Annotated in this window: 22 protein-coding genes and 5 pseudogenes; 18 read left to right on the top strand and 9 right to left on the bottom strand. The window is 59.1% G+C overall.

Features of this window, described 5'->3' with window-relative positions:
• Positions 1–50: 50 nt before the first annotated feature.
• The 9 genes and pseudogenes from ACQY4M_RS10060 (at position 51) to ACQY4M_RS10020 (ending at position 11,157) form a co-directional block, all read left to right on the top strand.
• Positions 51–1,300, top strand: a pseudogene (locus ACQY4M_RS10060) (sarcosine oxidase subunit beta family protein).
• A gap of 13 nt (positions 1,301–1,313) precedes the next feature.
• Positions 1,314–1,586 carry a sarcosine oxidase subunit delta gene (locus tag ACQY4M_RS10055; RefSeq protein ID WP_428543616.1) on the top strand — a complete coding sequence of 91 codons (273 nt, stop codon included), beginning with the start codon at positions 1,314–1,316 and terminating at the stop codon, positions 1,584–1,586.
• Positions 1,576–4,509: a sarcosine oxidase subunit alpha family protein gene (locus ACQY4M_RS10050; RefSeq protein ID WP_428543614.1), complete on the top strand. Its 2,934-nt coding sequence runs from the start codon at positions 1,576–1,578 to the stop codon at positions 4,507–4,509. The genes ACQY4M_RS10055 and ACQY4M_RS10050 overlap by 11 nt, the downstream gene beginning before the upstream one ends.
• The gene (locus ACQY4M_RS10045; protein WP_428543612.1) at positions 4,478–5,044 is read left to right on the top strand and encodes a sarcosine oxidase subunit gamma; all 567 of its coding nucleotides are present in this window, start codon (positions 4,478–4,480) and stop codon (positions 5,042–5,044) included. The genes ACQY4M_RS10050 and ACQY4M_RS10045 overlap by 32 nt, the downstream gene beginning before the upstream one ends.
• Before the next feature lie 94 nt (positions 5,045–5,138).
• The gene (gene dnaG / locus ACQY4M_RS10040; RefSeq protein WP_428543610.1) at positions 5,139–7,073 is read left to right on the top strand and encodes a DNA primase; all 1,935 of its coding nucleotides are present in this window, start codon (positions 5,139–5,141) and stop codon (positions 7,071–7,073) included.
• A gap of 122 nt (positions 7,074–7,195) precedes the next feature.
• Entirely contained in the window at positions 7,196–9,175 is a 1,980-nt protein-coding gene (rpoD, locus tag ACQY4M_RS10035; protein ID WP_428543608.1) for an RNA polymerase sigma factor RpoD, read from the top strand.
• A gap of 99 nt (positions 9,176–9,274) precedes the next feature.
• Positions 9,275–9,931 carry an IS1595 family transposase gene (locus ACQY4M_RS10030; protein WP_428539609.1) on the top strand — a complete coding sequence of 219 codons (657 nt, stop codon included), beginning with the start codon at positions 9,275–9,277 and terminating at the stop codon, positions 9,929–9,931.
• Positions 9,932–10,232: 301 nt separating this feature from the next.
• Positions 10,233–10,643, top strand: coding sequence for a secondary thiamine-phosphate synthase enzyme YjbQ (locus ACQY4M_RS10025; RefSeq protein WP_428543606.1), 411 nt, complete (start codon positions 10,233–10,235; stop codon positions 10,641–10,643).
• A 10-nt stretch (positions 10,644–10,653) separates the two neighbouring features.
• Complete coding sequence (locus tag ACQY4M_RS10020) at positions 10,654–11,157, top strand: hypothetical protein (protein ID WP_428543604.1); 504 nt, start codon at positions 10,654–10,656, stop codon at positions 11,155–11,157.
• Positions 11,158–11,203: 46 nt separating this feature from the next.
• Here the strand turns inward: ACQY4M_RS10020 and ACQY4M_RS10015 are convergent, their stop codons facing one another.
• Positions 11,204–11,407 (bottom strand): dodecin family protein, encoded by a 204-nt coding sequence (locus ACQY4M_RS10015; RefSeq protein ID WP_428543602.1) that lies wholly within the window; start codon positions 11,405–11,407, stop codon positions 11,204–11,206.
• Between the two features lie 115 nt (positions 11,408–11,522).
• Between ACQY4M_RS10015 and ACQY4M_RS10010 the strand changes: the two are divergent.
• Positions 11,523–11,876, top strand: a pseudogene (locus ACQY4M_RS10010) (transposase); the annotation flags it as partial.
• A 125-nt stretch (positions 11,877–12,001) separates the two neighbouring features.
• Here the strand turns inward: ACQY4M_RS10010 and istB are convergent.
• The 5 genes from istB to ACQY4M_RS09985 all read right to left on the bottom strand — a co-directional run bounded on the left by istB (position 12,002) and on the right by ACQY4M_RS09985 (position 15,515).
• Positions 12,002–12,733 (bottom strand): IS21-like element helper ATPase IstB, encoded by a 732-nt coding sequence (gene istB, locus ACQY4M_RS10005; protein ID WP_428539322.1) that lies wholly within the window; start codon positions 12,731–12,733, stop codon positions 12,002–12,004.
• Positions 12,730–13,791 carry an IS21 family transposase gene (istA, locus tag ACQY4M_RS10000; protein ID WP_428543600.1) on the bottom strand — a complete coding sequence of 354 codons (1,062 nt, stop codon included), beginning with the start codon at positions 13,789–13,791 and terminating at the stop codon, positions 12,730–12,732. Before istA ends, istB begins: the two co-directional genes overlap by 4 nt.
• Positions 13,788–13,919 (bottom strand): hypothetical protein, encoded by a 132-nt coding sequence (locus ACQY4M_RS09995; RefSeq protein ID WP_428543598.1) that lies wholly within the window; start codon positions 13,917–13,919, stop codon positions 13,788–13,790. Before ACQY4M_RS09995 ends, istA begins: the two co-directional genes overlap by 4 nt.
• A gap of 65 nt (positions 13,920–13,984) precedes the next feature.
• A complete protein-coding gene (locus ACQY4M_RS09990; RefSeq protein WP_428539227.1) occupies positions 13,985–15,028 on the bottom strand; it encodes an IS5 family transposase in 1,044 nt (347 codons plus the stop codon).
• Between the two features lie 52 nt (positions 15,029–15,080).
• Positions 15,081–15,515: a hypothetical protein gene (locus ACQY4M_RS09985; RefSeq protein ID WP_428543596.1), complete on the bottom strand. Its 435-nt coding sequence runs from the start codon at positions 15,513–15,515 to the stop codon at positions 15,081–15,083.
• Between the two features lie 116 nt (positions 15,516–15,631).
• Here ACQY4M_RS09985 and ACQY4M_RS09980 point away from each other — a divergent pair.
• A pseudogene (locus ACQY4M_RS09980) lies at positions 15,632–16,537 on the top strand (IS256 family transposase); the annotation flags it as partial.
• A 108-nt stretch (positions 16,538–16,645) separates the two neighbouring features.
• Here the strand turns inward: ACQY4M_RS09980 and ACQY4M_RS09975 are convergent.
• Positions 16,646–17,835: pseudogene (locus tag ACQY4M_RS09975) on the bottom strand (Nramp family divalent metal transporter).
• 314 nt (positions 17,836–18,149) lie between these two features.
• On the opposite strand from ACQY4M_RS09975, the gene nrdR reads away from it, so the two are divergent.
• Entirely contained in the window at positions 18,150–18,617 is a 468-nt protein-coding gene (gene nrdR / locus ACQY4M_RS09970; RefSeq protein WP_428543594.1) for a transcriptional regulator NrdR, read from the top strand.
• Between the two features lie 26 nt (positions 18,618–18,643).
• Positions 18,644–19,715, top strand: a pseudogene (gene ribD, locus ACQY4M_RS09965) (bifunctional diaminohydroxyphosphoribosylaminopyrimidine deaminase/5-amino-6-(5-phosphoribosylamino)uracil reductase RibD).
• A gap of 60 nt (positions 19,716–19,775) precedes the next feature.
• Here the strand turns inward: ribD and ACQY4M_RS09960 are convergent.
• Positions 19,776–20,708 carry an alpha/beta fold hydrolase gene (locus tag ACQY4M_RS09960; protein WP_428543592.1) on the bottom strand — a complete coding sequence of 311 codons (933 nt, stop codon included), beginning with the start codon at positions 20,706–20,708 and terminating at the stop codon, positions 19,776–19,778.
• Positions 20,709–20,711: 3 nt separating this feature from the next.
• A complete protein-coding gene (locus ACQY4M_RS09955) occupies positions 20,712–20,999 on the bottom strand; it encodes an SCP2 sterol-binding domain-containing protein (protein WP_428543590.1) in 288 nt (95 codons plus the stop codon).
• A 73-nt stretch (positions 21,000–21,072) separates the two neighbouring features.
• Between ACQY4M_RS09955 and ACQY4M_RS09950 the strand changes: the two genes are divergently transcribed.
• The 5 genes from ACQY4M_RS09950 to ACQY4M_RS09930 all read left to right on the top strand — a co-directional run bounded on the left by ACQY4M_RS09950 (position 21,073) and on the right by ACQY4M_RS09930 (position 25,985).
• Positions 21,073–21,621 (top strand): tetratricopeptide repeat protein, encoded by a 549-nt coding sequence (locus ACQY4M_RS09950; protein WP_428543588.1) that lies wholly within the window; start codon positions 21,073–21,075, stop codon positions 21,619–21,621.
• Between the two features lie 23 nt (positions 21,622–21,644).
• Entirely contained in the window at positions 21,645–24,434 is a 2,790-nt protein-coding gene (locus ACQY4M_RS09945; protein WP_428543586.1) for a helicase-related protein, read from the top strand.
• A gap of 3 nt (positions 24,435–24,437) precedes the next feature.
• Positions 24,438–24,812 carry an RNA-binding S4 domain-containing protein gene (locus ACQY4M_RS09940; protein ID WP_428543584.1) on the top strand — a complete coding sequence of 125 codons (375 nt, stop codon included), beginning with the start codon at positions 24,438–24,440 and terminating at the stop codon, positions 24,810–24,812.
• Positions 24,813–24,865: 53 nt separating this feature from the next.
• A complete protein-coding gene (fdxA, locus tag ACQY4M_RS09935; protein ID WP_428543582.1) occupies positions 24,866–25,207 on the top strand; it encodes a ferredoxin FdxA in 342 nt (113 codons plus the stop codon).
• 259 nt (positions 25,208–25,466) lie between these two features.
• Positions 25,467–25,985 carry a CarD family transcriptional regulator gene (locus ACQY4M_RS09930; RefSeq protein WP_428543580.1) on the top strand — a complete coding sequence of 173 codons (519 nt, stop codon included), beginning with the start codon at positions 25,467–25,469 and terminating at the stop codon, positions 25,983–25,985.
• The last annotated feature ends 5 nt before the right edge of the window (positions 25,986–25,990 follow it).

The following is a 25,990-nucleotide window of genomic DNA, read 5'->3' as shown; positions in this document are numbered from 1 at the left end:
ACCGGCCTTGAAGTTGTTTGAGTACCCATGAATATATTTCGGGAGTGGTCATGCGGTTTTCGGGTTGGCAAGTGTTGCGGCAGGGTTTGACCGGCAACAAGGGCTGGAAACCCAGTGGCGCAATCCCGCACCGAAATCCGAATATGACATCATCCTGATTGGTGGCGGCGGGCACGGGTTGTCCACCGCCTATTATCTGGCGAAAAATCACGGGCTGACCAATATTGCGGTGCTGGAAAAGGGATACCTTGGTGGCGGCAATGTGGGGCGAAATACCACCATTGTGCGGGCCGATTATTCGCTGCCGGGTAATTCCGAATTCTATTCCCATTCGCTGAAACTGTGGGAAGGGCTGTCGGCAGATCTGAACTATAATGTGATGCTGTCCCAGCGCGGGGTTTACCGGCTGTTCCATTCCGACGGGCAACGTGACCATTTCGCCCGGGCGGGCAATGCGATTGTCAATCAGGGCGACGATGCGGTGTTGCTGGACCAGAACGCCTTGCGCAAACGGCTGCCTTATCTGGATTATGACAACGCCCGCTTTCCCGTTCACGGTGCTTTGTATCACGCCCGCGGCGGCACCGCGCGCCATGATGCGGTGGCGTGGGGTTATGCGCGCGGCGCGGACCGGCGCGGTGTTGACCTGATCCAGAATTGCGAGGTCACGGGGATTGATGTTGAGCAGGGTCGTGTGCGCGGTGTGCAGACCACACGCGGGGCCATTCGGGCGAAAAAGGTTGGTATTGTGGTGGCGGGTCGATCCAGCTAGGTGGCGGCCATGGCCGGGATGCGCCTGCCGATCGAAAGCCATCTGTTGCAGGCTTTTGTCACCGAGGGGTTAAAGCCGGTGATCGACACGGTGATCAGTTTTGGAATGGGCCACTATTACATCAGCCAGTCAGACAAGGGCGGCTTGGTGTTTGGTGGCGATCTGGATTTCTACGCCTCATACGCCCAACGCGGCAATCTGCCCCGCGCCGAGCAGGTGACACAGGCGGCGATGACGCTGATGCCGATGATCGGCAAGGCGCGTGTGCTGCGTTCCTGGGGCGGGATCATGGATATGTCACCCGATGGCTCGCCCATCATCGACAAAACCCATATCGACGGGTTGTTCCTGAACGCGGGCTGGTGTTACGGCGGGTTCAAGGCGGTGCCGGGATCGGGTTGGGCCTTTGCCCATCTGATGGCCACCGGCAGCCCACATCAAACAGCGGAGAAATATATGTTGGAAAGGTTCAGAACCGGCCATCTGATTGATGAAGAAGGCACCGGCAGTCAGCATAATTTGCATTAGGGAGGGGATGGAAATGCGGATCAAATGCCCCTTATGCGGTGAACGGGACTTGCGGGAATTCTGTTATCAGGGTGCCGATGTGGCCCTTCACCGCCCCGCTGCGGACGCGGGGCCTGCTGCGTGGGACGATTACCTTTATACCCGCGATAACCCTGCCGGCCCAACCCGCGATTTATGGCAGCACAAGGCAGGCTGCGGCGCGTGGCTGCTGGTTCAGCGCAACACGGTGACCCATGAAATCCTGAACGTCACTTTGGCCAAAGACGGGGGCGATCATGCGGATTGATGGTAAAGGTCTGATTGACCGCAGCGTGACCGTGCCATTTGCCTTTGACGGGCAGCGCTACCACGGGTTTGCGGGCGACACATTGGCCTCGGCCCTGCTGGCCAACGGGGTGCGAATGGTTGGCCGGTCTTTCAAATACCACCGCCCGCGCGGGGTGCTGACGGCCGGGTCCGAGGAACCCAATGCGCTGGTGACAATCGGACAGGGGGCAGGGGCCACGCCCAATCTGCGCGCCACAACGCTAGAAATTTACGAAGGGCTGACAGCGGTCAGCCAGAACCGCTGGCCCTCGCTGGATTTTGACGTGATGGCGGTGAACAATCTGTTCTCGCCCTTCCTGTCAGCGGGGTTCTATTACAAAACCTTTATGTGGCCGAAATCCTTCTGGGAGCGGGTTTACGAACCGGTCATCCGGCGTTCGGCGGGCCTTGGGGCGCTGTCGGGCGAACCCGATACAGCGCGTTATGAGCAGGCCTATGCGTTCTGCGATCTGCTGGTGATCGGTGCGGGACCGGCGGGTTTGATGGCGGCGCTTACGGCGGCGCGGGCCGGCGCGGATGTGATCCTGGCAGACGAGGACAGCCGCATGGGCGGTCGCCTGCTGGCCGAGACCGATCCGCTGGACGGCGAACCCGCACACATCTGGGTTGCCCGCGTGCTGGACGAGTTGGCCACGATGGACAACGTGCGCCTGATGCCGCGCACCACGGTGACGGGGGTTTATGACGGCGGCACCTATGGTGCGCTGGAACGGGTCACAACCCATCTGGCCAACCCTGCACCCGATGCCCCGCTAGAGGCTTTCTGGCGGATCACGGCGAAACAGGCGGTGTTGGCAACGGGGGCGCTGGAACGCCCCGTGGTCTTCCCGATGAACGACCGACCGGGCGTGATGATGGCAGGCGCGGTGCGGTCCTATCTGAACCGCTGGGGCGTGGCGGCAGGGCAGAAGGTGGCGGTGTTTGGCAACAATGATGATGCCCATCGCACCGCCCATGATCTGCACGAGGCGGGTGTCGAGGTGGTGGCCCTGATCGACAGCCGTGCCGATGCCGCAGTTTCCGGCGATTTCCCGCTGTTCACCGGCGCGCAGGTGATCAACACCCGTGGCCGCAAATCCCTGGGCGAGGTGCATGTGCAAACCGCAAGCGGCATCGAGGTGATCGAGGCGGATTGCCTCGCAATGTCAGGCGGTTGGAACCCGACGCTACACCTTAGTTGCCATCTGGGCGGGCGGCCCGTGTGGAATGACAGCATCCATGCCTTTGTGCCCGATCCAAAGAACTGCGCCGGTCTGCATGTGGCAGGCGCTGCGGGCGGGGTGTTCAGCACCAAAGGCGCGCTGAAATCCGGTGTGTTCCGCGCCAGAGAGGCGCTAAAGGCGTTGGGGATCAAGGCGCCCTCAATGCCGCTGCCGGTGGCGGGGGATGCGGAATACGCCATCACGCCGCTGTGGCAGGTGCAGGGGCGCAAACGGGCGTGGCTGGACTTTGCCAATGATGTGACAGTTAAGGATGTGGAACTCTCGGCGCGGGAAAATCTGGCATCAAGCGAGCATATGAAGCGGTTTACCACACAAGGCATGGCACCGGATCAGGGCAAGAATTCCAACGTCGGGGCGCTGGCCGTGCTGGCCGATGCCACAGGGCGCAGCATTGCCGCAACCGGCACCACGACCTTTCGCCCGCCCTATGTTCCGGTGCCGATTGCCGCAATGGGCAGTGCGGGCGCGGGCAAGGGTTTTGCGCCGGAACGCTTTATGACCAGCCACGACAAAACACTGGAAATGGGCGCGCCGATGATCGAGGCGGGGCTGTGGTATCGCCCCTCCTATTTCCCGCGAAAAGGCGAAAAGAACTGGCGACAGGCCTGTGATCGCGAGGTGGCGATGGTGCGTTCCGCGGTCGGAGTGTGCGATGTCTCGACCCTTGGCAAGATCGACGTGCAGGGGCCGGATGCGCCGGCGTTTCTGGATTTCATTTACACCAACCGGATGTCGTCGCTGAAAGTCGGGCGCGTGCGCTATGGCCTGATGCTGCGCGAGGACGGGATAGTGATGGATGACGGCACCTGCGCGCGGCTGAGGGAACGGCATTTCGTGGTGACGACCACCACGGCGGCAGCCGCTCAGGTGATGCGGCACATGGAGTTTGTGTTGCAGGGGGTGCGGCCGGAGTGGGATGTGCGGATTGCCTCGGTCACTGATCATTGGGCACAATTTGCCGTGGCGGGGCCGCGTTCGCGCGAGTTGCTGAACGGGCTGCTTGACGCGCGGATTGATAACGACAGCTTCCCCTTTATGGCCTGCGGCGAGGTGCGGATAGGCAGCATCCCTGCGCGTCTGTTCCGCATCTCCTATTCCGGCGAACATGCCTATGAAATCGCGGTGCCTGCGCGGTTCGGTGCGGCACTGTTTGATCTGCTGCTGGAACGGGCGCAGGCGCTGGGCGGCGGGGCCTACGGGATCGAGGCGCTGAATGTATTGCGGATTGAAAAGGGGTTTTTGACCCACGCGGAAATCCACGGGCGGGCCACGGCGTTTGATCTGGGGATGCAGGGGATGATTTCGCAGGCCAAGGACTGCATCGGCAAGGTGATGGCGGAGCGGCCCGGGCTGCACGGGCCTTTGCGTGAACAGTTGGTCAGGCTGAAACCGGCGGGCGCGGCCAAGCTGATGACGCCGGGGGCGCATCTGTTTATGCAGGGGGCCAAGGCGGTTTCGGACAATGATCAGGGGTTTGTGAGCAGCGTTGCCTATTCGCCCACGCTGGGCCACCCGATTGCGCTGGCCCTGTTGCAGAACGGGCGCGCCCGGCATGGCGAAGTGATTGATCTGGTTGATCATTTACGCGGCGTGCGCACGGCTTGTAAGGTCTGCGATCCGGTGTTTTATGATCCTGACGGGGGGCTGTGCCGTGGTTGAACTGGTGGAAAAATCTGCATTTGTTGGGCTGGTGCCGATCAAAGTCGGGTCGTGCCGGATATTTGCCGCGCCGCCCGAAACCATGCATCTGGTTTCCCCCTATAAGGGGCAGGAGAAAGCCTTGTCCGAAGCGATGAAAAAGGCGCACGGGATGGCGTTTCCGGCGGCGGAACGGGCCACGGGCAAAGAGGGCGCGCGGTGTGTCTGGTTCGGGCTGGATCAGGCGATGTTGATCGGGCCTGCGCCGGATGCACGGCTGTCGGATTTTGCTGCGGTGGTGGATCAGTCTGACGGCTGGGCGGTGCTGCGCCTGCAGGGGCCGAAGGCCGAAGAGGTGCTGGCGCGGCTGGTGCCGGTGGACATGCGCGCCGCTCATTTCAAACGCGGGCAGACCGCGCGCACGCAGTTGCGGCATTTGCAGGTGTCGATCACGCGGATCGGGGCGATGGTGTTTCAGATCATGGTGATGCGCTCGATGGCGAAAACGCTGGTGGATGATCTGGAAGGGGCGATGCGGCTGGTTGCGGCGCGATAAGAGTTTCTTGCCTGCGGCGCGGATATTTGAAGAACGGTAATGAAACAGACCAAGCGCCTTGCGGCGGGGTTTTGGATGGTGGATAAATACGCCTATGAGTCTGCCACCCGGTTTCCTTGATGAATTGCGCACCCGCATCAGCCTGTCTGATGTTGTCGGGCGCAAGGTGATGTGGGACAGTCGCAAATCCAATCAGGCCAAGGGCGATATGTGGGCGCCGTGCCCCTTCCATCAGGAAAAAACCGCCAGTTTTCATGTGGATGACCGCAAAGGGTTCTATTACTGCTTTGGCTGTCACGCCAAGGGGGATGCGATTTCCTTTGTGCGGGAAACCGAGAATGTCGGCTTTATGGAAGCGGTCGAGATTATCGCACGCGAGGCCGGAATGCCGGTGCCCAAACGCGATCCGGCGGCGCAGGCCAAGGCGGACAAACGCACACAACTGGCCGAGGTGATGGAACAGGGGGTGCAATATTACCGCCTTCAGTTAAAGACAGCCGCAGCGGGGGCTGCGCGGGATTATCTGGCGGGGCGGGGCTTGAGCGAGGCGGCGCAGGATCGTTGGGAGATCGGCTTTGCCCCCGATACGCGCCAAGGGGTGTTTGCCCATCTGACTGGTAAAGGTGTGGCGGCGGATCTGGTGATTGATGCCGGACTGGCGGCGCGTCCGGATGATGGGCGCGAGCCTTATGACCGGTTCAGGGGCCGGATCATTTTTCCAATTCGGGATGCGCGCGGGCGGGCGATTGCCTTGGGCGGTCGGGCGATGGACCCGAATGCGCGGGCGAAATACCTGAATTCGCCAGAAACAGAATTGTTTGATAAGGGGCGCAGCCTGTATAACCACGGCCCTGCGCGCGAGGCGGCAGGCAAAGGCGCGCCGCTGATCGTGGCCGAGGGGTACATGGACGTGATCGCGCTGGTCGAGGCGGGGTTTACCGCCTGTGTTGCCCCGCTGGGCACCGCAATCACCGAGAGCCAGTTACAAATGATGTGGCGGGTGTCGCCCGAGCCGGTGATTGCGCTGGACGGGGACCGCGCAGGTTTGCAGGCGGCGTTGCGGCTGATTGATCTGGCGCTGCCGTTGCTGGAGGCGGGGCAGTCGCTGCGCTTTGCCCTGATGCCCGAGGGGATGGACCCTGACGATGTGTTGAAAAAGCAGGGCAAGAACGCCATGCAGCGACTGCTGGAGGGCGCATTGCCGATGGTGCAGCTGTTGTGGCGGCGCGAGGTCGAGGGCGGCGTGTTTGACAGCCCCGAACGCAAGGCCGCGCTGGACAAGAAGTTGCGCGCGGCGATTGCCAAGATCAAGGATCCGTCCATTCGCGGCCATTATGGCGAGGCGATCAAGCAGATGCGTTGGGAGCTGTTTGCTCCAAAACGCAGCGCCAAAAAGGGGCCGTGGAAGGGCAAACCGGCGCCGGTGCAGCCCAGCACGAAATCGTCCTTGCTGGTCAGTGCGGGGCAGGGGGCCGAGGAACATTTGCGCGAGGCGGTTATTCTGGCCACGCTGGTGCTGAACCCAGAGGTTTTGCCGGATTTCGAGGGCGAGTTGGAGCGGCTGGATTTCACATCGCCCGAGCATCGCCATTTGCGCGATTGCCTGCTTCGGTTCAGTGGCGCGGCAGATTTGCGCGACCGGATCGAGACCGAGGCCGGTGCCGCGCTGGCATCGGTTCTGGCCCCGCGCCATGTGCAGATTTCACCGGCGGTGCGTGCGCCCGGGGATGCGGAAGTTGCTGCCATGTGCGTGGCCGAGGAACTGGCCAAACTGGCGGCCAAGCGCGGTGTGTTGCGCGAGATCGAAGAGGCGATGGAGGACATCGGCGGGGTGGTGGACGAAGGCCTGACTTGGCGTTTGAAACAGGCCGCCGAGGCTCGCGACAAGGCCGTACGCAGCGAAAACGAGGACAAGGCGATGTTCGATACCGCCCCCAGCGGCGCCCAGATGGACCGCGAAGAACGCGACGCTTTTGCCCGCCTTCTGGGGGAAATTGAACAAAACAGTGGTGCAAAAGCCAAAAAGTGAACGCTTTGCTAAGGAACAGGTAAAGAAAACAGGGTAAACGTGTTGCGAATCAGTGATTCGGTGTGTTGATTCGTTTCAGCACTGAAAAACCGAATCACCTAGTCCCTGAAAGGACCTTGTAGATGGCCGCGAAAGAAGCAACAGCCCGTAAAGCCAACGATCAGGACAACGACGAGATTGCCGATACCGGCATGGCCGCCGTCAAGAAGATGATCGCCGACGGGCGTGAACGGGGTTACGTTACTTATGATCAGTTGAACAAGGTTATGCCGCCCGAACAGGTATCAAGCGAGCAGATCGAAGATGTGATGTCGATGCTGTCGGAAATGGGCATCAATATCATCGAGGACGACGAGGAAGAGGATAAGGGGTCGACCGAGGTGGCCACCACTTCGGGGACCAAAGATATTGCCCTGACCGTGACTGGTGGCGAGAAGCTGGACCGCACCGATGACCCCGTGCGCATGTATCTGCGCGAAATGGGCAGCGTTGAGTTGCTGAGCCGCGAGGGCGAAATCGCGATTGCCAAGAGGATCGAGGCCGGGCGCAACACAATGATCCTGGGGCTGTGCGAAAGCCCGCTGACCTTTAACGCGATCACCATCTGGCGCGACGAATTGCTGGCCGAAGAAATTCTGCTGCGCGATGTGATCGATCTGGAAACTACCTTTGGCAACCATATGGGCGAGGAAGGGGAAGAAGAACCTGTCGTCGCCCCTGTGGCCGGTGCTGCGCCCGCCGATAAGAAAGAGGCCGCGCAGGAACTGGATGCCGATGGCAACCCCATTACCACCGATGACGATGATGATGATGACGAAGACGAACAGGCCAATATGTCGCTGGCTGCGATGGAAGCCGCACTAAAGCCGCGGGTTCTGGAAACGCTGGACCTGATCGCGCGTGATTACGCCAAACTGTCGGACATGCAAGACACACGAATTTCCGCGACTTTAAACGAGGACGAGAGTTTCTCGAAAAAGGCCGAGAACACCTATCAAAAACTGCGCTCGGAAATTGTGGTCTTGGTGAACGAGTTGCACCTGCACAACAACCGGATCGAGGCGCTGATAGACCAGCTGTATGGTGTTAATCGCAAGATCATGTCGATCGACAGCAATATGGTGAAACTGGCCGATCAGGCGCGGATCAACCGGCGCGAATTCATCGAAGCCTACCGCGATCACGAGTTGGACCCGATGTGGCTGGAGCAGATGGGCGAAAAGACCGGTCGGGGCTGGCAGGCCCTGCTGGAACGCTCGACCCCGAAAATCGAAGAACTGCGCGCCGAGATGGCGCAGGTGGGGCAGTATGTGGGCCTTGATATCCCCGAATTCCGCCGCATCGTGCAGCAGGTTCAAAAGGGTGAAAAAGAGGCCCGGCAAGCCAAGAAGGAAATGGTCGAGGCAAACCTGCGTCTGGTGATCTCGATTGCCAAGAAATACACCAACCGCGGCTTGCAATTCCTTGATCTTATTCAGGAAGGCAACATCGGGTTGATGAAGGCGGTGGATAAATTCGAATACCGTCGCGGCTACAAGTTTTCCACCTATGCAACATGGTGGATCCGTCAGGCGATCACCCGGTCCATCGCCGATCAGGCCCGCACCATCCGTATTCCGGTGCATATGATCGAAACGATCAACAAACTGGTGCGCACCGGCCGTCAGATGCTGCACGAAATCGGCCGCGAGCCAACGCCCGAGGAATTGGCCGAGAAGCTGCAAATGCCGCTTGAGAAAGTGCGCAAGGTGATGAAGATCGCCAAAGAGCCGATTTCGCTGGAAACCCCGATTGGCGACGAGGAAGATTCGCAACTGGGTGATTTCATCGAGGATAAAAACGCGGTGTTGCCGCTGGATTCCGCCATTCAGGAAAACCTGAAAGAAACCACCACGCGGGTGCTGTCATCTTTGACGCCACGCGAGGAACGGGTGTTGCGGATGCGGTTTGGCATCGGCATGAACACGGACCACACGCTGGAAGAGGTCGGCCAGCAGTTTTCGGTGACACGGGAACGGATCCGGCAGATCGAGGCCAAGGCGCTAAGGAAGCTGAAGCATCCGAGCCGGTCGCGGAAGTTGCGGAGTTTCCTGGATCAGTAGTTAGAGCGCCCCCGCGAGGGGGCGTTTTTTGTTAAAAAGGAGCGATGTATTAAAAAAGGGCTGACCCAGATAACCTAAAAAGAGGTTATGATGGGAAGCATGAGAAAGAGTCGCCTGAGCCACTACAAGCAAGACCGTCTTACGGAGCATTTTGTTTCGGGATCGACAGCACGAACAGCAGCCAGTTTGTGTGGTGTAAACCGCAAGACCGCAGCGTTTTATTTTCTACGCCTGCGCGAGATAATCGCCTATGAGCTGGAGGCGGAAAGCCAAGCTATGTTCGGCGGAGAAATAGAAGTGGACGAAAGCTACTTTGGCGGCAAACGCAAAGGTAAACGCGGGCGTGGTGCGGCAGGTAAAATTCCCGTTTTTGGTATATTAAAAAGGGGTGGGAAGGTTTACACCAAGATCATCCCGGACGCCAAATCCGCCACTCTGATCCCGATCATAGAGCGCAAAGTCGTGCCGGATTCCATCGTCTATTCCGATTGTTGGCGCGGTTATAATGTGCTGGATGTGTCAGACTTCCACCACTTTCGCATCAACCATTCCAAGCTCTTTGCAGACCGTCACAACCACATCAATGGCATCGAGAATTTCTGGAACCAAGCCAAGCGCCACATGCGCCGATTTAACGGTGTCCCCAAGGCCCAATTTGGGCTATATTTGAAGGAATGCGAGTGGCGTTTCAACAACAGTGACCCTTCAGCTCAGTTATTGCAGCTAAGACAATGGGTTAAGCGTTACTTGAAGTAGTTATCTGGGTCAGCCCCTTGAAAAAAATACTTTAGAATGGAACGCAGTAACGACATGTGAAGATGAATGGATTCTGATAGTGCCGCGATCAGATAAATAAAACTAACTTTCAACAACCGTAGCACGGGGTTCCCCGAGATTATCCGATTTATTGTGCGTGAGAAAACCGTAGGGCGGGGTTCACCCCGCCACTGCTGCCCCCTCCACAACCACCCCGCCTAATTTCACCCGCAATCGGCGGGGTGAACCCCGCCCTACGGTTGGCCTTTACTCGCGCCCCAATGCCGGTATCATCGCGGTCATGCAAACCACCTTCACCATCCAAACATCCGGCCCCGGCCTTTATGAATTCACCCGCCAAGTGGCCGGTTGGGTCACGGGTGATGGCCTGCTGACTCTTCTCGTGCAACATACCTCTGCCTCGCTTTTGATACAGGAAAACGCCGACCCCGAAGTGCGAACCGATCTGCAAAACTTTTTCCACCGGCTGGTGCCACCCACCACAGACCCCGGCATGGCCTACCTTACCCACACCTATGAAGGCCCCGACGATATGCCCGCGCATATCAAATCCGCGATGCTGCCCGCCAGCCTGTCGATTCCGGTGCAAAGCGGCAAAATGCGGCTGGGCACATGGCAGGGGATATATCTGTTTGAACACCGAAATTCACCGCATACGCGCCAAGTCGCGGCACATTTAAGCAAAACATAAAGGAAAACCCATGCGCCTGCCGATTGCCCTTCTGACCATTATTGCCACAGCCCCCATGGCTTTTGCCGAATGCGCCACACCGCAAGACACATTCCTGAGCTGCACGTTTTCAAACGGGCGCAAGGCAGTGGATGTTTGCGTAGAAGGGGACATGTTGACCTACAGTTTTGGCCGCACTGGCAAGGCCCCTGATCTGGCCCTCTTGGTCCCTGTCGTTGACGCAGATTACACCCCCTGGCCCGGCATTGGCCGCGCGATATGGGAAACGGTGACATTTCACAACGGCAAGACAAGCTATGTCGTCGCCGGCGTGATCGACCGGAAGTTTTCCGAAGAGGAAACCGCCGATATTTCAGGTCTGATCAATGTTGTTGAAGGCGAGGAAACGCTGGCCACATTTGACTGCGATCCCGGGTCGGTCGACTTTGCTTATGGCGGTAGCATCTATGATGCGAAAACCGCTGCGGGCCAATGCTATAACCTTGAGGAACAGCGCTGGGAAAACTGTCAGTAGGGCGAAACGCGCGCCACATATTCTGGCGCGCGTCCGTGGTGTAATATCAGTCATCCAGAACGAATGTCACCATCATATTGACGCGGAATTCGCTGACTTCTCCGTCTTTCACGGTCACTTTTTGCTCTTTCACCCAGGCGCTGGTGATCCCGCGCAGGGTTTTGGAGGCGCGTTTGACGCCTTCTTCGACGGCGTCGTCAAAGCTTTTCTTAGAGGTCGAGGAAATTTCGGTTACACGTGCTACACTCATAATATTCTCCTTGGGTTAAAGGAGTAATGCCCGAAAGTTGGTGATGGGGTGATTGGGTGGCATATCATGGCGGTGTTGACGCGCCGCGATTCTCAGAGAGAAAAGGATATGCCACATGGAAGACGATACTATTTTGGAGTTTACCGATCCAGCCGGAATTTCACCTGATCCGCTGACGGATATCTTGCGCAAAGGCGCGCGGGATCTGTTGGCACAGGCGGTCGAGGCCGAGGTTTGTGATCTGATGGCGCAACACGCGCATTTGAGGGATTCGGCCGGTCGCCAGCGCCTTGTTCGCCACGGATACCTGCCGGAGCGCGAGGTGATGACGGGGATCGGCCCTGTCCCGGTGAATGTGCCTCGGGTGCGTGATCGTGGCACGGGGGCGGAGAAGATCAGGTTCACCTCGACGCTTCTGCCGCCGTATCTGCGCCGGGCAAAGTCGGTCGAGGAGTTGTTGCCCTGGCTGTCAATGAGCATTTAAAACTGACCCGGTTTCGGCATTTAAATTTGCCCCCCCCTTTGTGGCGCAAAGCCCCCAGTCGGGCCGCCTTCATGTAGCGAGTCCGTCTGGGGGCTTTGCTTGCGGAACGGCTAGTTTTTTCTACGGCGTTTACTCTGGGCGAACCGGTATGAGGTATTGCCGGTTTCGATGATGTTGCAGTGATGAGTGACGCGATCCAGAAGGGCGGTTGTCATCTTGGCATCCCCGAAGACCGAGACCCATTCACCGAACTCAAGGTTGGTTGTGATGATGATGCTGGTCTTCTCGTAGAGCTTGCTGATCAGATGGAAGAGCAACGCGCCACCGGATTTGGGAAACGGGATGTAGCCCAGCTCGTCGATGATGACGCAGTCCAAAGCCGAGAGCTGCCGGATGATCTTCCCTGCATTGCCGTCGGCCTGTTCCTTGATCAGGGCGTTGATCAGATCGACGGCGTTGAAGAAGCGCGCCTTCTTGCCGTTGTTGATCAGCGTCGTTCCCAGCGCGATGGCGATGTGGGTTTTGCCCGTGCCGGTTCCGCCCACCAGGATGAGGTTATGGGCCTCCTCTGTGAACTGGCCGGTGCAGAATGGTTCGATCTGGGCCTGGGTGAGGGCGGCGGCGCTGTAATCGAAGGTGGCGAAGTCCTTGTGATGGGGGAACTTCGCAACCCTCATTTGATACTGGATGGAGCGCACCCGGCGCTCTACAGTCTCGGCGTCGATCAGTTGCCTTATCGCTGTGGTCAGACTTGGCGGCTTGCGCGCGGACAGCAGATCATGGGCGCAAGCTGCCATTCCATGCAACCTGAGGGCTGTCAGTTGGTCGATCAAGGCATTCATACGGCAACCTCCTCAGCCGAGCACAGGGTCTCATAGCGTTTGCAATCGGCTTCGGGCCGCAAGGTCAGCTGCGGATAAGCGCAGGCATCGCTGAGCGGTGTGATGACCGGTTCCACCAACTGGTTGATCAGATTGATGATGGCGGGCAGCCGCAGGGTGTTTTGTGCCACCGCCAGATTGCAGGCCGTCTCGACCACCTCGATCCCGTGATCCTGTGCCAGCAGGAGCAGGTCGACGAACTCCCGATCCCCGCCTTTACCAGCCATGTAATGTTCCCTGATCCGATGCATGGCCTCGGGCAGTTCCCAGCCCACAAAGGGGGCGCCATTGCGCAGGGCACCAGGCTTGCGGTCCAGCAGGGGAACGTAATGCCAGGGCTCGAAATAGCTGATATTGCGGGTAAAATGACGCCTGTGCTCGGCAATCACATCCTGACCGGAGACCACCACGATCCGGCCGGCATAGGCGCGTAGCGACACATGATGCCCGGCAAAGCGGGAGGGCACGCTGTAGCGATTGCTGGCATATTGAACCAGGCAGGTGGAGCGGACACGGACGGTCTTTTCCACGTAGCCGTCGAAGGCCCGACCCAGGGGGCGCAGTTCGGCGCGCTCGTCTTCGAACACTTCGGTAATCGTGCGATCCTGCTGCTCGGGATGGGGACGCTCTGCCAGATCTTCGCAACGCAGACGCAGCCACGCGTTCAGCGCCTCGAGATCATCAAAGGCCGGTTCGGGAACGAACAACCGGCCCCGCAAGAACTGGACCTGGTTCTCGACCTGTCCCTTCTCCCAGCCCGCAGCGGGCGTGCAGGCCACCGGCTCCATCACATAGTGGTTCATCAAGGCCAGGAACCGGGGATGGAATATCCGCTCCTTCGAGCGCGAAACGTAGGTCACCATGGTCTTGGGGTTGTCGATGATCACCCTGCGCGGAACGCCTCCGTAAAAGGACAGCGCCTGCACGAAAGCATCCAGCACCATCTCCTGGGCTTCACCGGGATAGGCAATCACGAAAGGCTTGCGGCTGTGACACAGGCGGAAATGAGCGACCTTCACCTTCTGCTCGACACCACCCAGTACGACCCGTTCTTCGCTCCAGGGAACCTCTGTAAATTCCCGTTTTCGCCTTCTTCGCGGCGGGGTGGACGGTTTTTCGCCTGTCCCGCCTGATTGCTTCGGATCATAAACCCATTTTCACCGGTTTCAAGCCGGTTTTGGGTATTTCAGGCACACCTCACCCCATGAACCCTTATCCCGGCGCCGCCAGGCCGCATTCGAACTGGACGAAGCGCTTCATGTTGTAGACCAGGTTCATCATCCCGATGCGAAATCGCGCCCGCTTCAGGCCGATGGAGCGGATCAGCTTGCCGCCCATGGAGCGCTCCTGAAAAGCGAATACATGCTCGACCCGGACCCGCACTTTCGAGCGCCTCCGGTTGGCCTTTTGCTGGCGCTCGCCAAGCGGCTTGCCGCGCCTGCCCTTGTGATGGATATGGCTGTGAAGCCCCCGCTCTTCCAGCTCGCTTTCGATCTTTTGCGAGCGATAGGCGCTGTCGGCCCACAGGTCCGATGAGGTGTTGCTCGCATCAATCAGACCGGCAAGCGCCTGGCTGTCATGCACGGCGGCATCGGTGACATCATAAGCGCGGATGAATTTGTGCCGCCGGTCGACATTGATGTGGTTCTTGTAGCCGTAATAGCTCTTGCCGTGCTTCTTCGTCCAGCGCGCATCCACGTCCTTCTGGCGCTTCTTGTGGGGTTTTTCCTCCCACTCTTCAGGCGTTTCGCCCGCCTTGATTTTCTCGTTCTCGTCCCTTTTGTTGTGCTGGCGCGGCGCCGGAACGATGCTCGCATCAACAATCTGCCCGCCCATCGCCAGATAGCCCTTTTCGCGCAGAAAGGCATCGAACTTGTCAAACAGCTCCTTCATCTTCCCGGCCCCGGCCAGCCTTTCACGGTAGGCCCAGATGGTCTTGGCGTCAGGTACGCTGTCTTCAATGCCAAGGCCGAGAAACCGCATGAACGACAGGCGGTCGCGGATCTGATACTCGATCTGATCGTCAGAGAGGTTGTAGAGCTGCTGCAAAACCATCGTCTTGAATATCAGCACCTCATCCCAAGGCGGGCGGCCAGCGTTGGATTTGCGCTGTTCGGGCGGCGTGCGCCATATGGCCTTCAGCTCGTCCCGGTAATCCTCGAACGGCACCATGTCGTTGAGCAACACCAGCGGATCACCAGATTTGTCCAGTCCCGCGTATCGGCTGGAAAGATCAAAAAATCCCATCTGACCCATGACAAAACCCCGTCGGTCGAATCATTTTCATCCTGATGACGATTCTACCCCGTCAGGCCGGATTTTGGGGGATTTTTAGAGGTTCCCTCCAGTCAAATTGCAGCGCGTCACCCGCCGCAAAATGCAGCGGGATAAACGCATCTCCCGAACAGGCCCCGGCGCGCTTCAACTCACGAACAAAACGCTGAACCGGCGAATAGGACCCGGTATAGCCCTCTGCCACAAGCTGCTCGTATAGCTTCTGGGCCGTCCGCCGCTCCCAGCGTGGTCGCCTCGAGTCCTGATCAAACAGTTCCTGCAGCCGAAGATCAAACCCATTGCACAGTTTGTGCCGAACTGGCGGCGCATGGCGCTGGTAGCTCGGCGGATTCTCGTCCTTCAAATACTTCTTGATCGTGTTCCGCGACAGTCCCGTCGCCCGCGCCACAGACCGGATGCTGCGCCCTTCAACCAGCACCCAGCGCCGGATCTTCGATACGCTTTCCATCAATATCACCTGCTCTTTCCTCCGCACAATTTTGCGCGGATGTTAACGAAACAGGTGGGTCAATTTTACTCGCTCATAACCCACCCAAGTGGGTCAGTTTTGCACGCCGATTCACACCCTGGCTCTATCTCAAAGGTATTTCCACGGGTGATTTCGGCGAAGCACTGGCGGCCCTTCTGGGGCCTGATGCGGGTGGTTTGACATCGAGCACGATTTCGCGCCTGAAGGCGGAGTGGTGGGCAGAATACGAGCGTTGGAACCGGCGTGACCTGTCGGCCAAACGCTATGTGTATTTCTGGGCCGACGGGGTTTATTTCAAGCCGCGCACGGATGCTGACAAGCAATGCATGCTGGTGATCATCGGCGCGGACGAGTGGGGTAACAAGGATGTTCTGGGCCTCGTGGACGGGTATCGAGAAAGCAGCCAGAGCTGGCGTGAACTGCTGCTGGACTTGCAACGTCGTGGCCTCAGAAAAGCCCCTGATCTGGCCGTTGGTGATGGCGCGCTCGGCTTCTGGAACGCCTTGCGGGAGGTGTTCGGTGAGACCCGGGAGCAGCGCTGCTGGGTGCATAAAACCGGCAACGTCCTGAATGCCATGCCGAAGTCGCTGCAAGCCAAAGCCAAGGGCCATCTACAGGACATCTGGATGGCCGAGAACAAACGGGACGCCGAGGCCGCGTTCAATTTCTTCATCGAAGCCTATGGCGTGAAATACGAGCGTGCCGTGGGGAAGCTGACCAAGGACCGGGACGTGCTGCTGACCTTCTACGACTTCCCTGCCGAGCACTGGAAACACATCCGCACATCCAACCCCATCGAAAGCATATTTGCCACCGTGCGGCACCGAACGAAGAAGACCAAAGGCTGCCTCGGGCGCAAGACCGCCTTGGCAATGACCTTCCGCCTGATGATGTCGGCAAAGAAGAAATGGCGTAAACTCGACGGCGCATTCCGATTGCCGGAAATCATCGAAGGGGTTGAATTTAAGGACGGGATCAAGCAGGAAAAACATGCCGCCTGATTACTGCGTCACCAACTTTTGGGCATAGCTCGGGTTAAAGGGGAATGGTGCGATGGTTTCCTGTATCCGCAAAGGAAAAATACCCCTGATCGCGCAGATGTGTAATTGTCAGATCGAAACCGCGCCGGTGACAACATCCCAGATCAGCTTTAAATTCAGCGCAACGATGATCACCGTGATCACCCATGCCGCATGGGTCAGCCAGCGCGGGGCGGGCAGGCCGTTCATCTTTTGGCTGTTCGCCGTGAACAGCACCAGCGGCACCATCGCAAAGGGCAGTTGCAGGCTTAACACCACCTGGCTTAGCACCAGCAGGCGCGCCGTGCCGCTTTCGCCATAGATCACTGTTGCGATAAGGGCGGGCACAATGGCGATGCCGCGGGTGATCAACCGGCGTTTCCAGGCGGTGATTTTAAGGTGAATGAACCCCTCCATGATGATTTGCCCTGCCAGTGTGGCCGTCACGGTCGAGTTCAGCCCCGATGCCAGAAGCGCCACCGCGAACAGGCTCGCAGCCAGCGGCGCGCCCAGCAGGGGACCGATCAGCCGGTGCGCATCTTGTATCTCGGCCACCTCGTATTGTCCGGCCACATGAAAGGTGGCGGCGGCCAAATCAGGATCGAGGCATTGATGAACAGCGCGAACATCAGCGCCACGGTGGAATCGATCGTGCCCATGCGGATCGCATCCAGTTTATCGGCGCGGGTCGGGCCGATGGCACGGGTCTGGATGATCGAGGAATGTAAATACAGGTTATGCGGCATCACCGTTGCGCCGATGATCCCCAGCGCCAGATACAGCATTTCCGGTGTTTGCAGGATGTCACGCTGGGGGATGAAACCGCGCAGCACATCGCCCCAGACCGGCGCGGCATAGACCATTTGCACAGCAAAACAGGCGAAAATGAGGGCGGTCAGCGCAATCACGACCGCTTCCAGTTTGCGAAACCCTTTGCCCTGCAGCCACAGGATCAGGAACACATCCAGTGCGGTCAGCACCACGCCGATTTCCAGCGGAATGCCGAACAACAGGTTCAGCCCGATGGCGGTGCCGATCACTTCGGCCAGATCGGTGGCGATGATCGCCCCTTCGGCCAGCAACCACAGCATAATCCCGATCGGGCGTGAAAACGCATCCCCGCTGGCCTGCGCCAGATCCCGTCCCGAGGCAATCCCCAGCCGCAGCGCCAAAGCCTGCAGCAAAATCGCCATGACATTGGAAATCAGGATCACCGACAGCAGGGTATAGCCGAACGCCGATCCACCGGCCAGCGATGTGGCCCAGTTGCCCGGGTCCATATAGCCGACAGCCACCAGATACCCGGGGCCGAAAAACGTTAAAAACGGCGCAGGAAATGGCCTTTTGACACGCGCACACTGGCATGGGATTCCGCCAGCGATTTTTGTGATTGTGCGCGGCGCCAGCCGTTTGTCTGTGTCAATTTATGTCCTGATATTGCAATTAAGAACCATTCTTAACTAGCAGCTACGCGTTTCTTACCAAAGGGTCAAGGGGGGCTGTATGTTGCGGTTGCATTTCCCCCCTACCCAAAGGGTTGCGGCTGCCCTATAGTGCCTGTGGATAAGTCATAAACAAACCCAATGGAGAGGCCATGCGCTGCCCTTTTTGTGGAAACGTCGATACCCAAGTCAAAGATTCCCGCCCTGCCGAAGATCACGCCGCGATCCGTCGCCGCCGGTTCTGTCCGGCCTGTGCCGGTCGCTTTACCACCTATGAACGGGTGCAGTTGCGCGATCTTGTGGTGATCAAATCCAATGGCCGCCGCGAGGAATTCGGCCGCGACAAGCTGGAGCGGTCAATCCGCATAGCATTGCAAAAACGCCCGATTGATCCGGAACGCATTGATCAGATGATCTCCGGCATCGTGCGGCGGCTCGAAAGCATGGGCGAAACCGACATCAAATCCGATACGATTGGCGAAATCGTGATGGAATCTCTGGCCCGGATCGACACCGTGGCCTACGTCCGTTTTGCCAGTGTTTACAAGAATTTCCAGGCGGCGGATGATTTCGACAAATTCGTAAGCGAATTGCGGCCTGACGACTCAACGGAAGAGTGACCCAAGCAGCGCATGACGCCCGCTTTATGGCGCTTGCCCTTACTCTGGGCGCGCGCGGGTTGGGGCGCGTGTGGCCCAATCCGGCGGTTGGCTGTGTGATTGTTGCCGATGGCCGGATCATCGGGCGCGGCTGGACGGCGGATGGCGGACGGCCCCACGCCGAAACGATGGCCCTGAAACAGGCAGGCAAGGCCGCCCACGGCGCCACGGCCTATGTCACGTTAGAACCTTGCGCCCATCATGGCAAAACCCCGCCTTGCGCCGAAACGCTGGTTACTGCTGGCGTGGCGCGGGTAGGTGACGGCGCTTGAGGATCCCGATCCGCGTGTGGCGGGCAGGGGGCACGCCATTTTGCGTGATGCCGGTATCATGGTGACAACGGGGGTGATGCAGGTCGAAGCGATGTGTGCCCACACAGGTTTTCTGAAACGGGTGCAGGATGGCCGTCCGATGGTCACCCTGAAACTGGCCAGCAGTTTTGACGGGCGTATCGCCACGGCCAGCGGTGAAAGCCAATGGATCACCGGCCCCGAGGCACGGCGCATGGTGCATCTGCAACGCGCCCGCCATGATGCCGTGATGGTTGGCGGCGGCACTGCGCGGGCGGACGATCCAACCCTGACTGTGCGTGATCTGGGCATCACCCGCCAGCCGGTGCGCATCATTGCCAGCCGCACTCTGGACCTGCCGCTCACAGGTAATCTGGCCCGCACCGCGGGTGATGTGCCGCTGTGGCTCTGCCACGGCGAGGGCGCCGATCCTGCCCTGATCAGCGCATGGTCCGGTATGGGCGCCACGCTGATCCCTTGTGCCATACGTCAAGGCACGCTTGATCCGGCCTCGATCCTGAATGCACTGGGAAAGGCGGGCTTGACACGGGTGTTTGTCGAGGGGGGCGGTGCCTTTGCCGCCTCGCTTTTGCGCGCCGGTCTGGTGGACGAATTGATCGGCTTTACCGCAGGTATCGCGCTGGGGGCCGAAGGGCTGCCATCGCTCGGTCCGCTTGGCCTGCAACGCCTCGCCCAGGCCCCGCGCTTTGAACTGGTTGAGCAACGTCAACTGGGCGCCGATATCATGCACCATTGGCGAAAGACCTAGCGCACCCCTTCTTCTTTTTTCGAAATACATCCGCCGGAGGCAAAAAAGCACAACGCCTGCTCAGGCATACTGCCCGAACAAATCCACAGATTGATCTATCAGACGCATGCGCGTTTCCGGCCCTTCCATCAGCACCTCGTGTTCGGCGCCTTCGACCCTCTGTAATCTGCCGTCCGGCCAGTCCTGCATCCGCTTGATCACCGCTGCCGTATCCACAATCCGCTCGTTCGTGCCCAGAAACGTCAATGCAGGCACCTTCGGAGCCTCCATCGCCATCAGATTGCGACACTCGGTCAGCGCCTCGAACAGCCAGTTCATGCTTGGCCCGCCCAGTGCAAACCGGGGATGCGCCGCGACCTGTTCCTTTAGCAAGGCATACATATCCGGATCGGTGGTCAGCAGATTGTCCTCGAACGGGGCGACCGACACATAACTTTCCGCACTGGTCCCCGGTGCGTATTTATGGCCCATGCCGGCTGTGCTTGTGGCCCAGGCAATCCCGCGCGCCAGCGGGCGCATTACGGGGCCAATCAGAATGCCCCACATCGGCGCACTGAAGACCGATGCCTTCACATCCAGCCCGTCCACCAAGGATCGCAGCGCAATGCAGCCGCCCATCGAATGGGACAGCATGTAGTAGGGCTGCGGCATCTCCAGATCCTGCGCGGCTTGCACCATCGCCGCCACATCGCGCTGGTAATCGGCAAATTTCAGCACATGGCCGGTGTCGGGATCATCCAGCATCCGGTCGGCCAGCCCCTGACCGCGCCAATCTACCACAATGCTGGCATAGCCGCGATCCCGCAAATCTCCGACCACCAGGCCATATTTTTCAATATATTCGGTGCGCCCGGGCATCAGCAAAACGGTGCCCTTGGTGCCTTCATTCCAGACGCCAACGCGGATGCGCACCCCGTCATCCGTATCCAGCCAATAAGCAGCGCCGCCATCGGGCGCGCGGGCGACATCGGTATAAAGGGGGGCGGTTTCCATCATTTAAGCCAGAAACGAGGCCAGCTTCATTGCCATGCCCATGTCACCGTCAATCGTCAGTTTGCCGGTCATAAAGGCGGCGGTCGGGTTGGTTTCGCCTTCCAGGATCGACTGGAATACGTCGGCATCGGCTGTCATGGTCACATCTGCGTCGTCATCACCGGCGCGCGCGCCATCGGAGTCGATGATCACAGCCCCTTCATCGCCAATCACAAATTTGGCAATCCCGTCAAATCCACCGGAAATCTTTTCATTCAGGGCGGTAACTGCTGTGTCGATTACTTCGCTCATGGGGCATCCTTTTCAATTCGTGATCATCGGGGTCTCGCAACTTGCCGATGTATGGTTTAAACTCGGTATTGTTATGAGCATAATCAACCCTATTCACAAACGTATCGTTACGGCATTCGCTTTTACAGTCATGTTTTCCCTACCTTTGGGCGCGCAAGAGGTGACTGTGGACGAATTGTTCGACGAATTGCAGTTGGCCACGGTGGAACAAACCGACAGAATCACCAAACAGATCGAAACCCTTTGGTCGCAAAGCGGCTCGGCCTCGATGGATTTGCTGCTGAAACGCGGACGTGATGCGTTGGAGGCTGGCGAAACACAGGCCGCCATCGAACACCTAACCGCGCTGGTCGATCATGCGCCGGATTTCGCCGAGGGGTATTACACCCGCGCCACCGCCTATTTTGAATCCGGCCTGTTCGGCCCCGCGTTGGCCGATCTGCAAACCACCCTTGCCCTGAACCCGCGCCATTTCGGGGCGCTGACGGGGCTGGCCTATATCCTCGAGGAAATGAAAAAACCCGAAAAGGCGCTGGCGGCCTATCGCAAGGTGCTTGACCTTGTGCCGCATGACGAAACCGTGCAAGAGGCCGTATCCCGGCTTGAAGGTGTGGCGCTTTAGGCGCTGAACGGGTTGGATAGATTATGCTAAGCGATAACCGGATCACGGCCGTTCTGGGGCCGACCAACACCGGCAAAACCCATTACGCCATTGAACGGATGCTGGGGCACCGCACCGGCATCATCGGCCTGCCGCTGCGCCTGCTGGCGCGCGAGGTGTATGACCGCATTGTTGCCCTGCGCGGCCCGTCTGTTGTGGCACTGGTTACTGGCGAGGAACGCATCGTGCCACCACGCACCCAATACTGGGTTTGCACGGTCGAAGCGATGCCGGATGGTATGGGCACGGATTTTCTGGCAATCGACGAAATCCAGTTGTGCGCCGACCCCGAACGCGGCCATGTTTTCACCGACCGCCTGCTGCGCGCCCGTGGCACACAGGAAACCCTGTTTTTAGGTTCGGATTCGATGCGCAGCGCCATTGCCGAACTGGTGCCAAAGGCCCAGTTTCTGCGCCGTGACCGCCTGAGCGAACTGGTCTATGCTGGGTCCAAGAAAATCAGCCGCATGCCCGGGCGCAGTGCCATTGTCGGGTTTTCGGTGGATAACGTCTATGCTATCGCCGAACTTTTGCGCCGCCAAAAGGGCGGGGCGGCGGTCGTGATGGGCGCACTTTCCCCGCGCACCCGCAACGCGCAGGTGGAAATGTATCAGAATGGCGATGTCGATTATCTGGTGGCGACCGACGCGATCGGCATGGGGCTGAACCTTGATATCAACCACGTTGCCTTTTCCTCGCTGACCAAATTCGACGGCCGCCGGATGCGTGCGCTGCAACCCAATGAGCTGGCCCAGATCGCTGGCCGCGCAGGGCGCTATATGCGCCACGGCAGTTTCGGGGTGACGGGCGAAGCGCCGCTGATCGAGGATGGCGTGGTCGATGCCATTACCAACCACCGTTTTGCGCCGGTAAAGAAGCTGCAATGGCGCAATACGGGGCTGGAATTTGGCAATGCGGCGCGCCTGATTGCCTCGCTCGAATCCCCCACGGATGACCATTGGCTGACCCGCGCGCGCGAAGCAGACGACCTTCAGGCGCTAAAAACACTGTCCGCGCGCGATGATGTTGCGGTACGGATTGGCGGGCCGCAAGACGTCAAACGCCTGTGGGATGTCTGCCGCATTCCTGACTTTCGCGGTATCAGCCACGCCGAACACGCGGCCATTCTGGAGCAGATTTTCGCGTATTTACAACAGTATAACCGTATTCCCGACGACTGGCTGGCGCGACAGGTCAAACGGCTGGACCGCACGGAAGGCGACATCGACGCGTTGTCGAAACGATTGGCGTTTATCCGCACATGGACCTATGTCGCGCAACGAAAAGGCTGGGTTGATGACGAAACCCATTGGCGCGAGGCGACTCGCGCTGTAGAAGACCGCCTATCGGACGCGCTGCATGCGCGGCTGACACAACGATTTGTTGACCGGCGCACATCCGTTTTGCTGCGCCGGTTGAAGCAGAAGGAGGGCCTCGTGGCCGAAGTAAACGACAAAGGTGAAGTGACGGTCGAAGGGCAACTGATTGGCCGTCTTGAGGGGTTCCGCTTTACGCAGGACAAAACCGCCAATGCCGACGAGGCCAAGACCCTGCGCGCTGCCAGTGTGGCAGCCCTTGCGCCGCAGTTTCATTTGCTGGCCGACCGGTTCTATAACGCGCCTGATACGGAAATCGACTTTACCGAACAGGGCGGGTTGATGTGGGGCGAACATGCCGTGGGCAAGCTGGTGGCGGGCGATGACGCGTTGAAACCGCAGGCCGTGGCGTTTGTCGATGACGAGGCGGGTGTCGATGTCGCCACCAAGGTGCAGCGCCGTTTGCAGCATTTCATCGACCGCAAGGTCGCGACATTGTTCGAACCACTGCTGAACCTGTCCAAGGACGACACTCTGCCGCCGATCGCCCGTGGCTTTGCCTTCCGGATGATCGAAAATTTCGGCATCGTGCCACGGGCCGAGGTTGCGGCCGAGGTCAAGGATCTGGATCAGGACGCCCGCGCCACCCTGCGCAAACACGGCATCCGCTTTGGCCAGTTCACCATTTTCATGCCACTGCTGCTGAAACCCGCCCCGACGCGCTTGCGTCTGGTGCTGTGGTCGCTGGCGAACAAACTGGACGAATTCCCCGAAAGCCCACCCCCCGGCCTGGTCACCATCCCGACCGAAAAAGACGCGCCCGGGGGTTGGGATACCATGTCGGGCTATCGCGCGGCGAGCAGCCGTGCGATCCGCATCGATATGCTGGAACGTCTGGCCGATATGTTGCGCGCCGAAAACAGCCGCAGCGGATTCGAGGCCAACCCCGATATGCTGTCGATCACCGGCATGACGCTGGAACAATTCGCAGACCTGATGCAGGGGCTGGGCTATAAGGCCGAAAAAGGCGAACGGGTGAAGGTCAAGTCCGCACCGGTCGCGGATGCCAAGGCCGTCGAGGGCGAGAAGCCCGCAGAGGAGGCCAAGCCGGAAGGCGAGGCCGAGGCCAGCGAAGCACCTGCCGTGACGGCGCCTGAAGCCGAAGCGGCCAAGGAAGCTTCTCCTGAAGCCGAAACACCTGCCGAGACTGCGGAACCAAGCGAAGAAGCCCCCGAAATGGAGGTTTTCTATACCTTTACGTGGGCGCCCAAACGTCAGGGCGGCGGCGAACGTCGCAAGCCGCAAGGCAAGGGCAAGCCGCGCGGTAAACCGCAGGGCAAACGCCCGCCACGCGACGGGGCGAAAACCTATCAGGCCCGTCCGCCCAAGAAGGAAAAGAAAATCGATCCCGACAACCCCTTTGCCGCTGCGCTTATGGGGCTAAAGGACAAGGGCTGATCCGTGGCTGACGCGCCGGATAAGGGCCGCGTCGACAAATGGTTGTGGCACGCGCGATTTTTCAAAACCCGCTCGCTTGCCACCAAACAGGTGACGGGGGGCCATGTGCGCCTGAACGGGTCGCGGATTTCCAAGGCCTCGGTCACGGTGACGGCAGGGGATACGCTGACTTTTGCGCAGGCCCGCCGCATTCGGGTGATCCAGATCGCGGCAATCGGCACCCGCCGCGGCCCCGCCCCCGAGGCACAGGCGCTTTACCTTGACCTGACCCCGCCCGAGGAAAAGCCCGAACCGACAGCCCAAATCGAAAGGAAGGGCCGCCCAACCAAGAAAGATCGTCGCACAGCGCGCATTTTACGCGGTTCTTACCTTGATTGATTGCACGCAAGCGAATAGTCAGGCGCGGAAGGTTGAGATTTCAGAGGCTTCCCATGACCTATATCGTCAATGACAAATGTATCGCCTGCAAATACACCGACTGTGTCGAGGTTTGCCCCGTAGACTGTTTTTACGAGGGTGAAAACATGCTGGTCATCCATCCGGATGAATGCATCGACTGCGGTGTGTGCGAACCGGAATGCCCGGCTGACGCGATCCGTCCCGACACCGAACCGGACACGGACAAATGGGTCGAATTCAACCGCAAATATTCGGAAATCTGGCCGGTGATCATCGAGAAAAAAGATCCGCTGCCCGAAGCCGAAGAACGCGATGGCGAAGATGGCAAGCTTGAGAAATATTTCTCTGAGAAGCCGGGCGAAGGCAGCGAATAACGATTCGTTCACACTTGCTCCAGACGGGGTTTTTGGCGTGGTTTTTACCTGAAATACCGGCTGTTATTGCCTGTAAAACAACGTGGAATCGTGGGTTTGGCACTGCTGCGCTTTAAATAGGGCATAATTTCTGCTATATTCACGGGTGAAACACATATCGAAACCTGTAGCCACCCTCGGTGCTGAATGCCTGATGGGTGGTTTATTGTCGCCTAAATATTGTCTGTTGTGGCGACGCTGAACCGAGGAAGTGAACTGAATGAGCAAGTCGAAGAAACTGGATTTCCGCCCTAACGAGTTTGTTGTGTATCCGTCCCATGGTGTGGGCAAGGTTGTCTCGGTTGAAAAGCAAGAGGTTGCCGGATTTGAGCTGGAACTGTTTGTGATTGCCTTTGAAAAAGACAAGATGACCCTGCGGGTGCCGACCAACAAGGCGATCGAGGTCGGGATGCGGGCGCTTTCCACCCCCGATGTTATTGCCCATGCGCAGAAAACGCTGAAAGGCAAGGCAAAGGTGAAACGCGCGATGTGGTCGCGCCGGGCGCAGGAATACGAGCAGAAGATCAACTCGGGCGATCTGATTGCGATTGCCGAGGTGGTGCGCGATCTGCACCGCACGGACGAGCAGCGCGAGCAGAGCTATTCCGAGCGTCAGCTGTATGAAGCCGCGCTGGAGCGGCTGACCCGTGAATTTGCCGCTGTGGCCGGTGATGGCGAGGATGCGGCCCGTCAGGGGATTATCGATATTCTGATGTCGCGGGTTGTTGCTGCGGCATAAGCTTT

The sequence above is a fragment of the Profundibacter sp. genome (assembly GCF_965277155.1).
Classification (GTDB): Bacteria; Pseudomonadota; Alphaproteobacteria; order Rhodobacterales; family Rhodobacteraceae; genus Profundibacter.
This window is presented reverse-complemented; position numbering and strand designations above follow the sequence as displayed.

What these genes read in the sequence shown, in the direction of transcription:
- ACQY4M_RS10045 (WP_428543612.1), top strand. Translation starts at nt 4,478, where the DNA reads ATGATCCTGACGGGGGGCTGTGCCGTGGTTGAACTGGTGGAAAAATCT.
- ACQY4M_RS09950 (WP_428543588.1), top strand. Translation starts at nt 21,073, where the DNA reads ATGAGCATAATCAACCCTATTCACAAACGTATCGTTACGGCATTCGCT.
- ACQY4M_RS09945 (WP_428543586.1), top strand. Translation starts at nt 21,645, where the DNA reads ATGCTAAGCGATAACCGGATCACGGCCGTTCTGGGGCCGACCAACACC.
- ACQY4M_RS09990 (WP_428539227.1), bottom strand. Translation starts at nt 15,028, where the DNA reads ATGGGTCAGATGGGATTTTTTGATCTTTCCAGCCGATACGCGGGACTG.
- nrdR (WP_428543594.1), top strand. Translation starts at nt 18,150, where the DNA reads ATGCGCTGCCCTTTTTGTGGAAACGTCGATACCCAAGTCAAAGATTCC.
- ACQY4M_RS10015 (WP_428543602.1), bottom strand. Translation starts at nt 11,407, where the DNA reads ATGAGTGTAGCACGTGTAACCGAAATTTCCTCGACCTCTAAGAAAAGC.
- ACQY4M_RS10050 (WP_428543614.1), top strand. Translation starts at nt 1,576, where the DNA reads ATGCGGATTGATGGTAAAGGTCTGATTGACCGCAGCGTGACCGTGCCA.
- ACQY4M_RS10030 (WP_428539609.1), top strand. Translation starts at nt 9,275, where the DNA reads ATGAGAAAGAGTCGCCTGAGCCACTACAAGCAAGACCGTCTTACGGAG.
- rpoD (WP_428543608.1), top strand. Translation starts at nt 7,196, where the DNA reads ATGGCCGCGAAAGAAGCAACAGCCCGTAAAGCCAACGATCAGGACAAC.
- ACQY4M_RS10020 (WP_428543604.1), top strand. Translation starts at nt 10,654, where the DNA reads ATGCGCCTGCCGATTGCCCTTCTGACCATTATTGCCACAGCCCCCATG.
- ACQY4M_RS10055 (WP_428543616.1), top strand. Translation starts at nt 1,314, where the DNA reads ATGCGGATCAAATGCCCCTTATGCGGTGAACGGGACTTGCGGGAATTC.
- ACQY4M_RS09960 (WP_428543592.1), bottom strand. Translation starts at nt 20,708, where the DNA reads ATGGAAACCGCCCCCCTTTATACCGATGTCGCCCGCGCGCCCGATGGC.
- fdxA (WP_428543582.1), top strand. Translation starts at nt 24,866, where the DNA reads ATGACCTATATCGTCAATGACAAATGTATCGCCTGCAAATACACCGAC.
- ACQY4M_RS10025 (WP_428543606.1), top strand. Translation starts at nt 10,233, where the DNA reads ATGCAAACCACCTTCACCATCCAAACATCCGGCCCCGGCCTTTATGAA.
- ACQY4M_RS09930 (WP_428543580.1), top strand. Translation starts at nt 25,467, where the DNA reads ATGAGCAAGTCGAAGAAACTGGATTTCCGCCCTAACGAGTTTGTTGTG.
- dnaG (WP_428543610.1), top strand. Translation starts at nt 5,139, where the DNA reads ATGAGTCTGCCACCCGGTTTCCTTGATGAATTGCGCACCCGCATCAGC.
- ACQY4M_RS09955 (WP_428543590.1), bottom strand. Translation starts at nt 20,999, where the DNA reads ATGAGCGAAGTAATCGACACAGCAGTTACCGCCCTGAATGAAAAGATT.
- istB (WP_428539322.1), bottom strand. Translation starts at nt 12,733, where the DNA reads ATGAATGCCTTGATCGACCAACTGACAGCCCTCAGGTTGCATGGAATG.
- ACQY4M_RS09985 (WP_428543596.1), bottom strand. Translation starts at nt 15,515, where the DNA reads ATGGAAAGCGTATCGAAGATCCGGCGCTGGGTGCTGGTTGAAGGGCGC.
- ACQY4M_RS09995 (WP_428543598.1), bottom strand. Translation starts at nt 13,919, where the DNA reads ATGATCCGAAGCAATCAGGCGGGACAGGCGAAAAACCGTCCACCCCGC.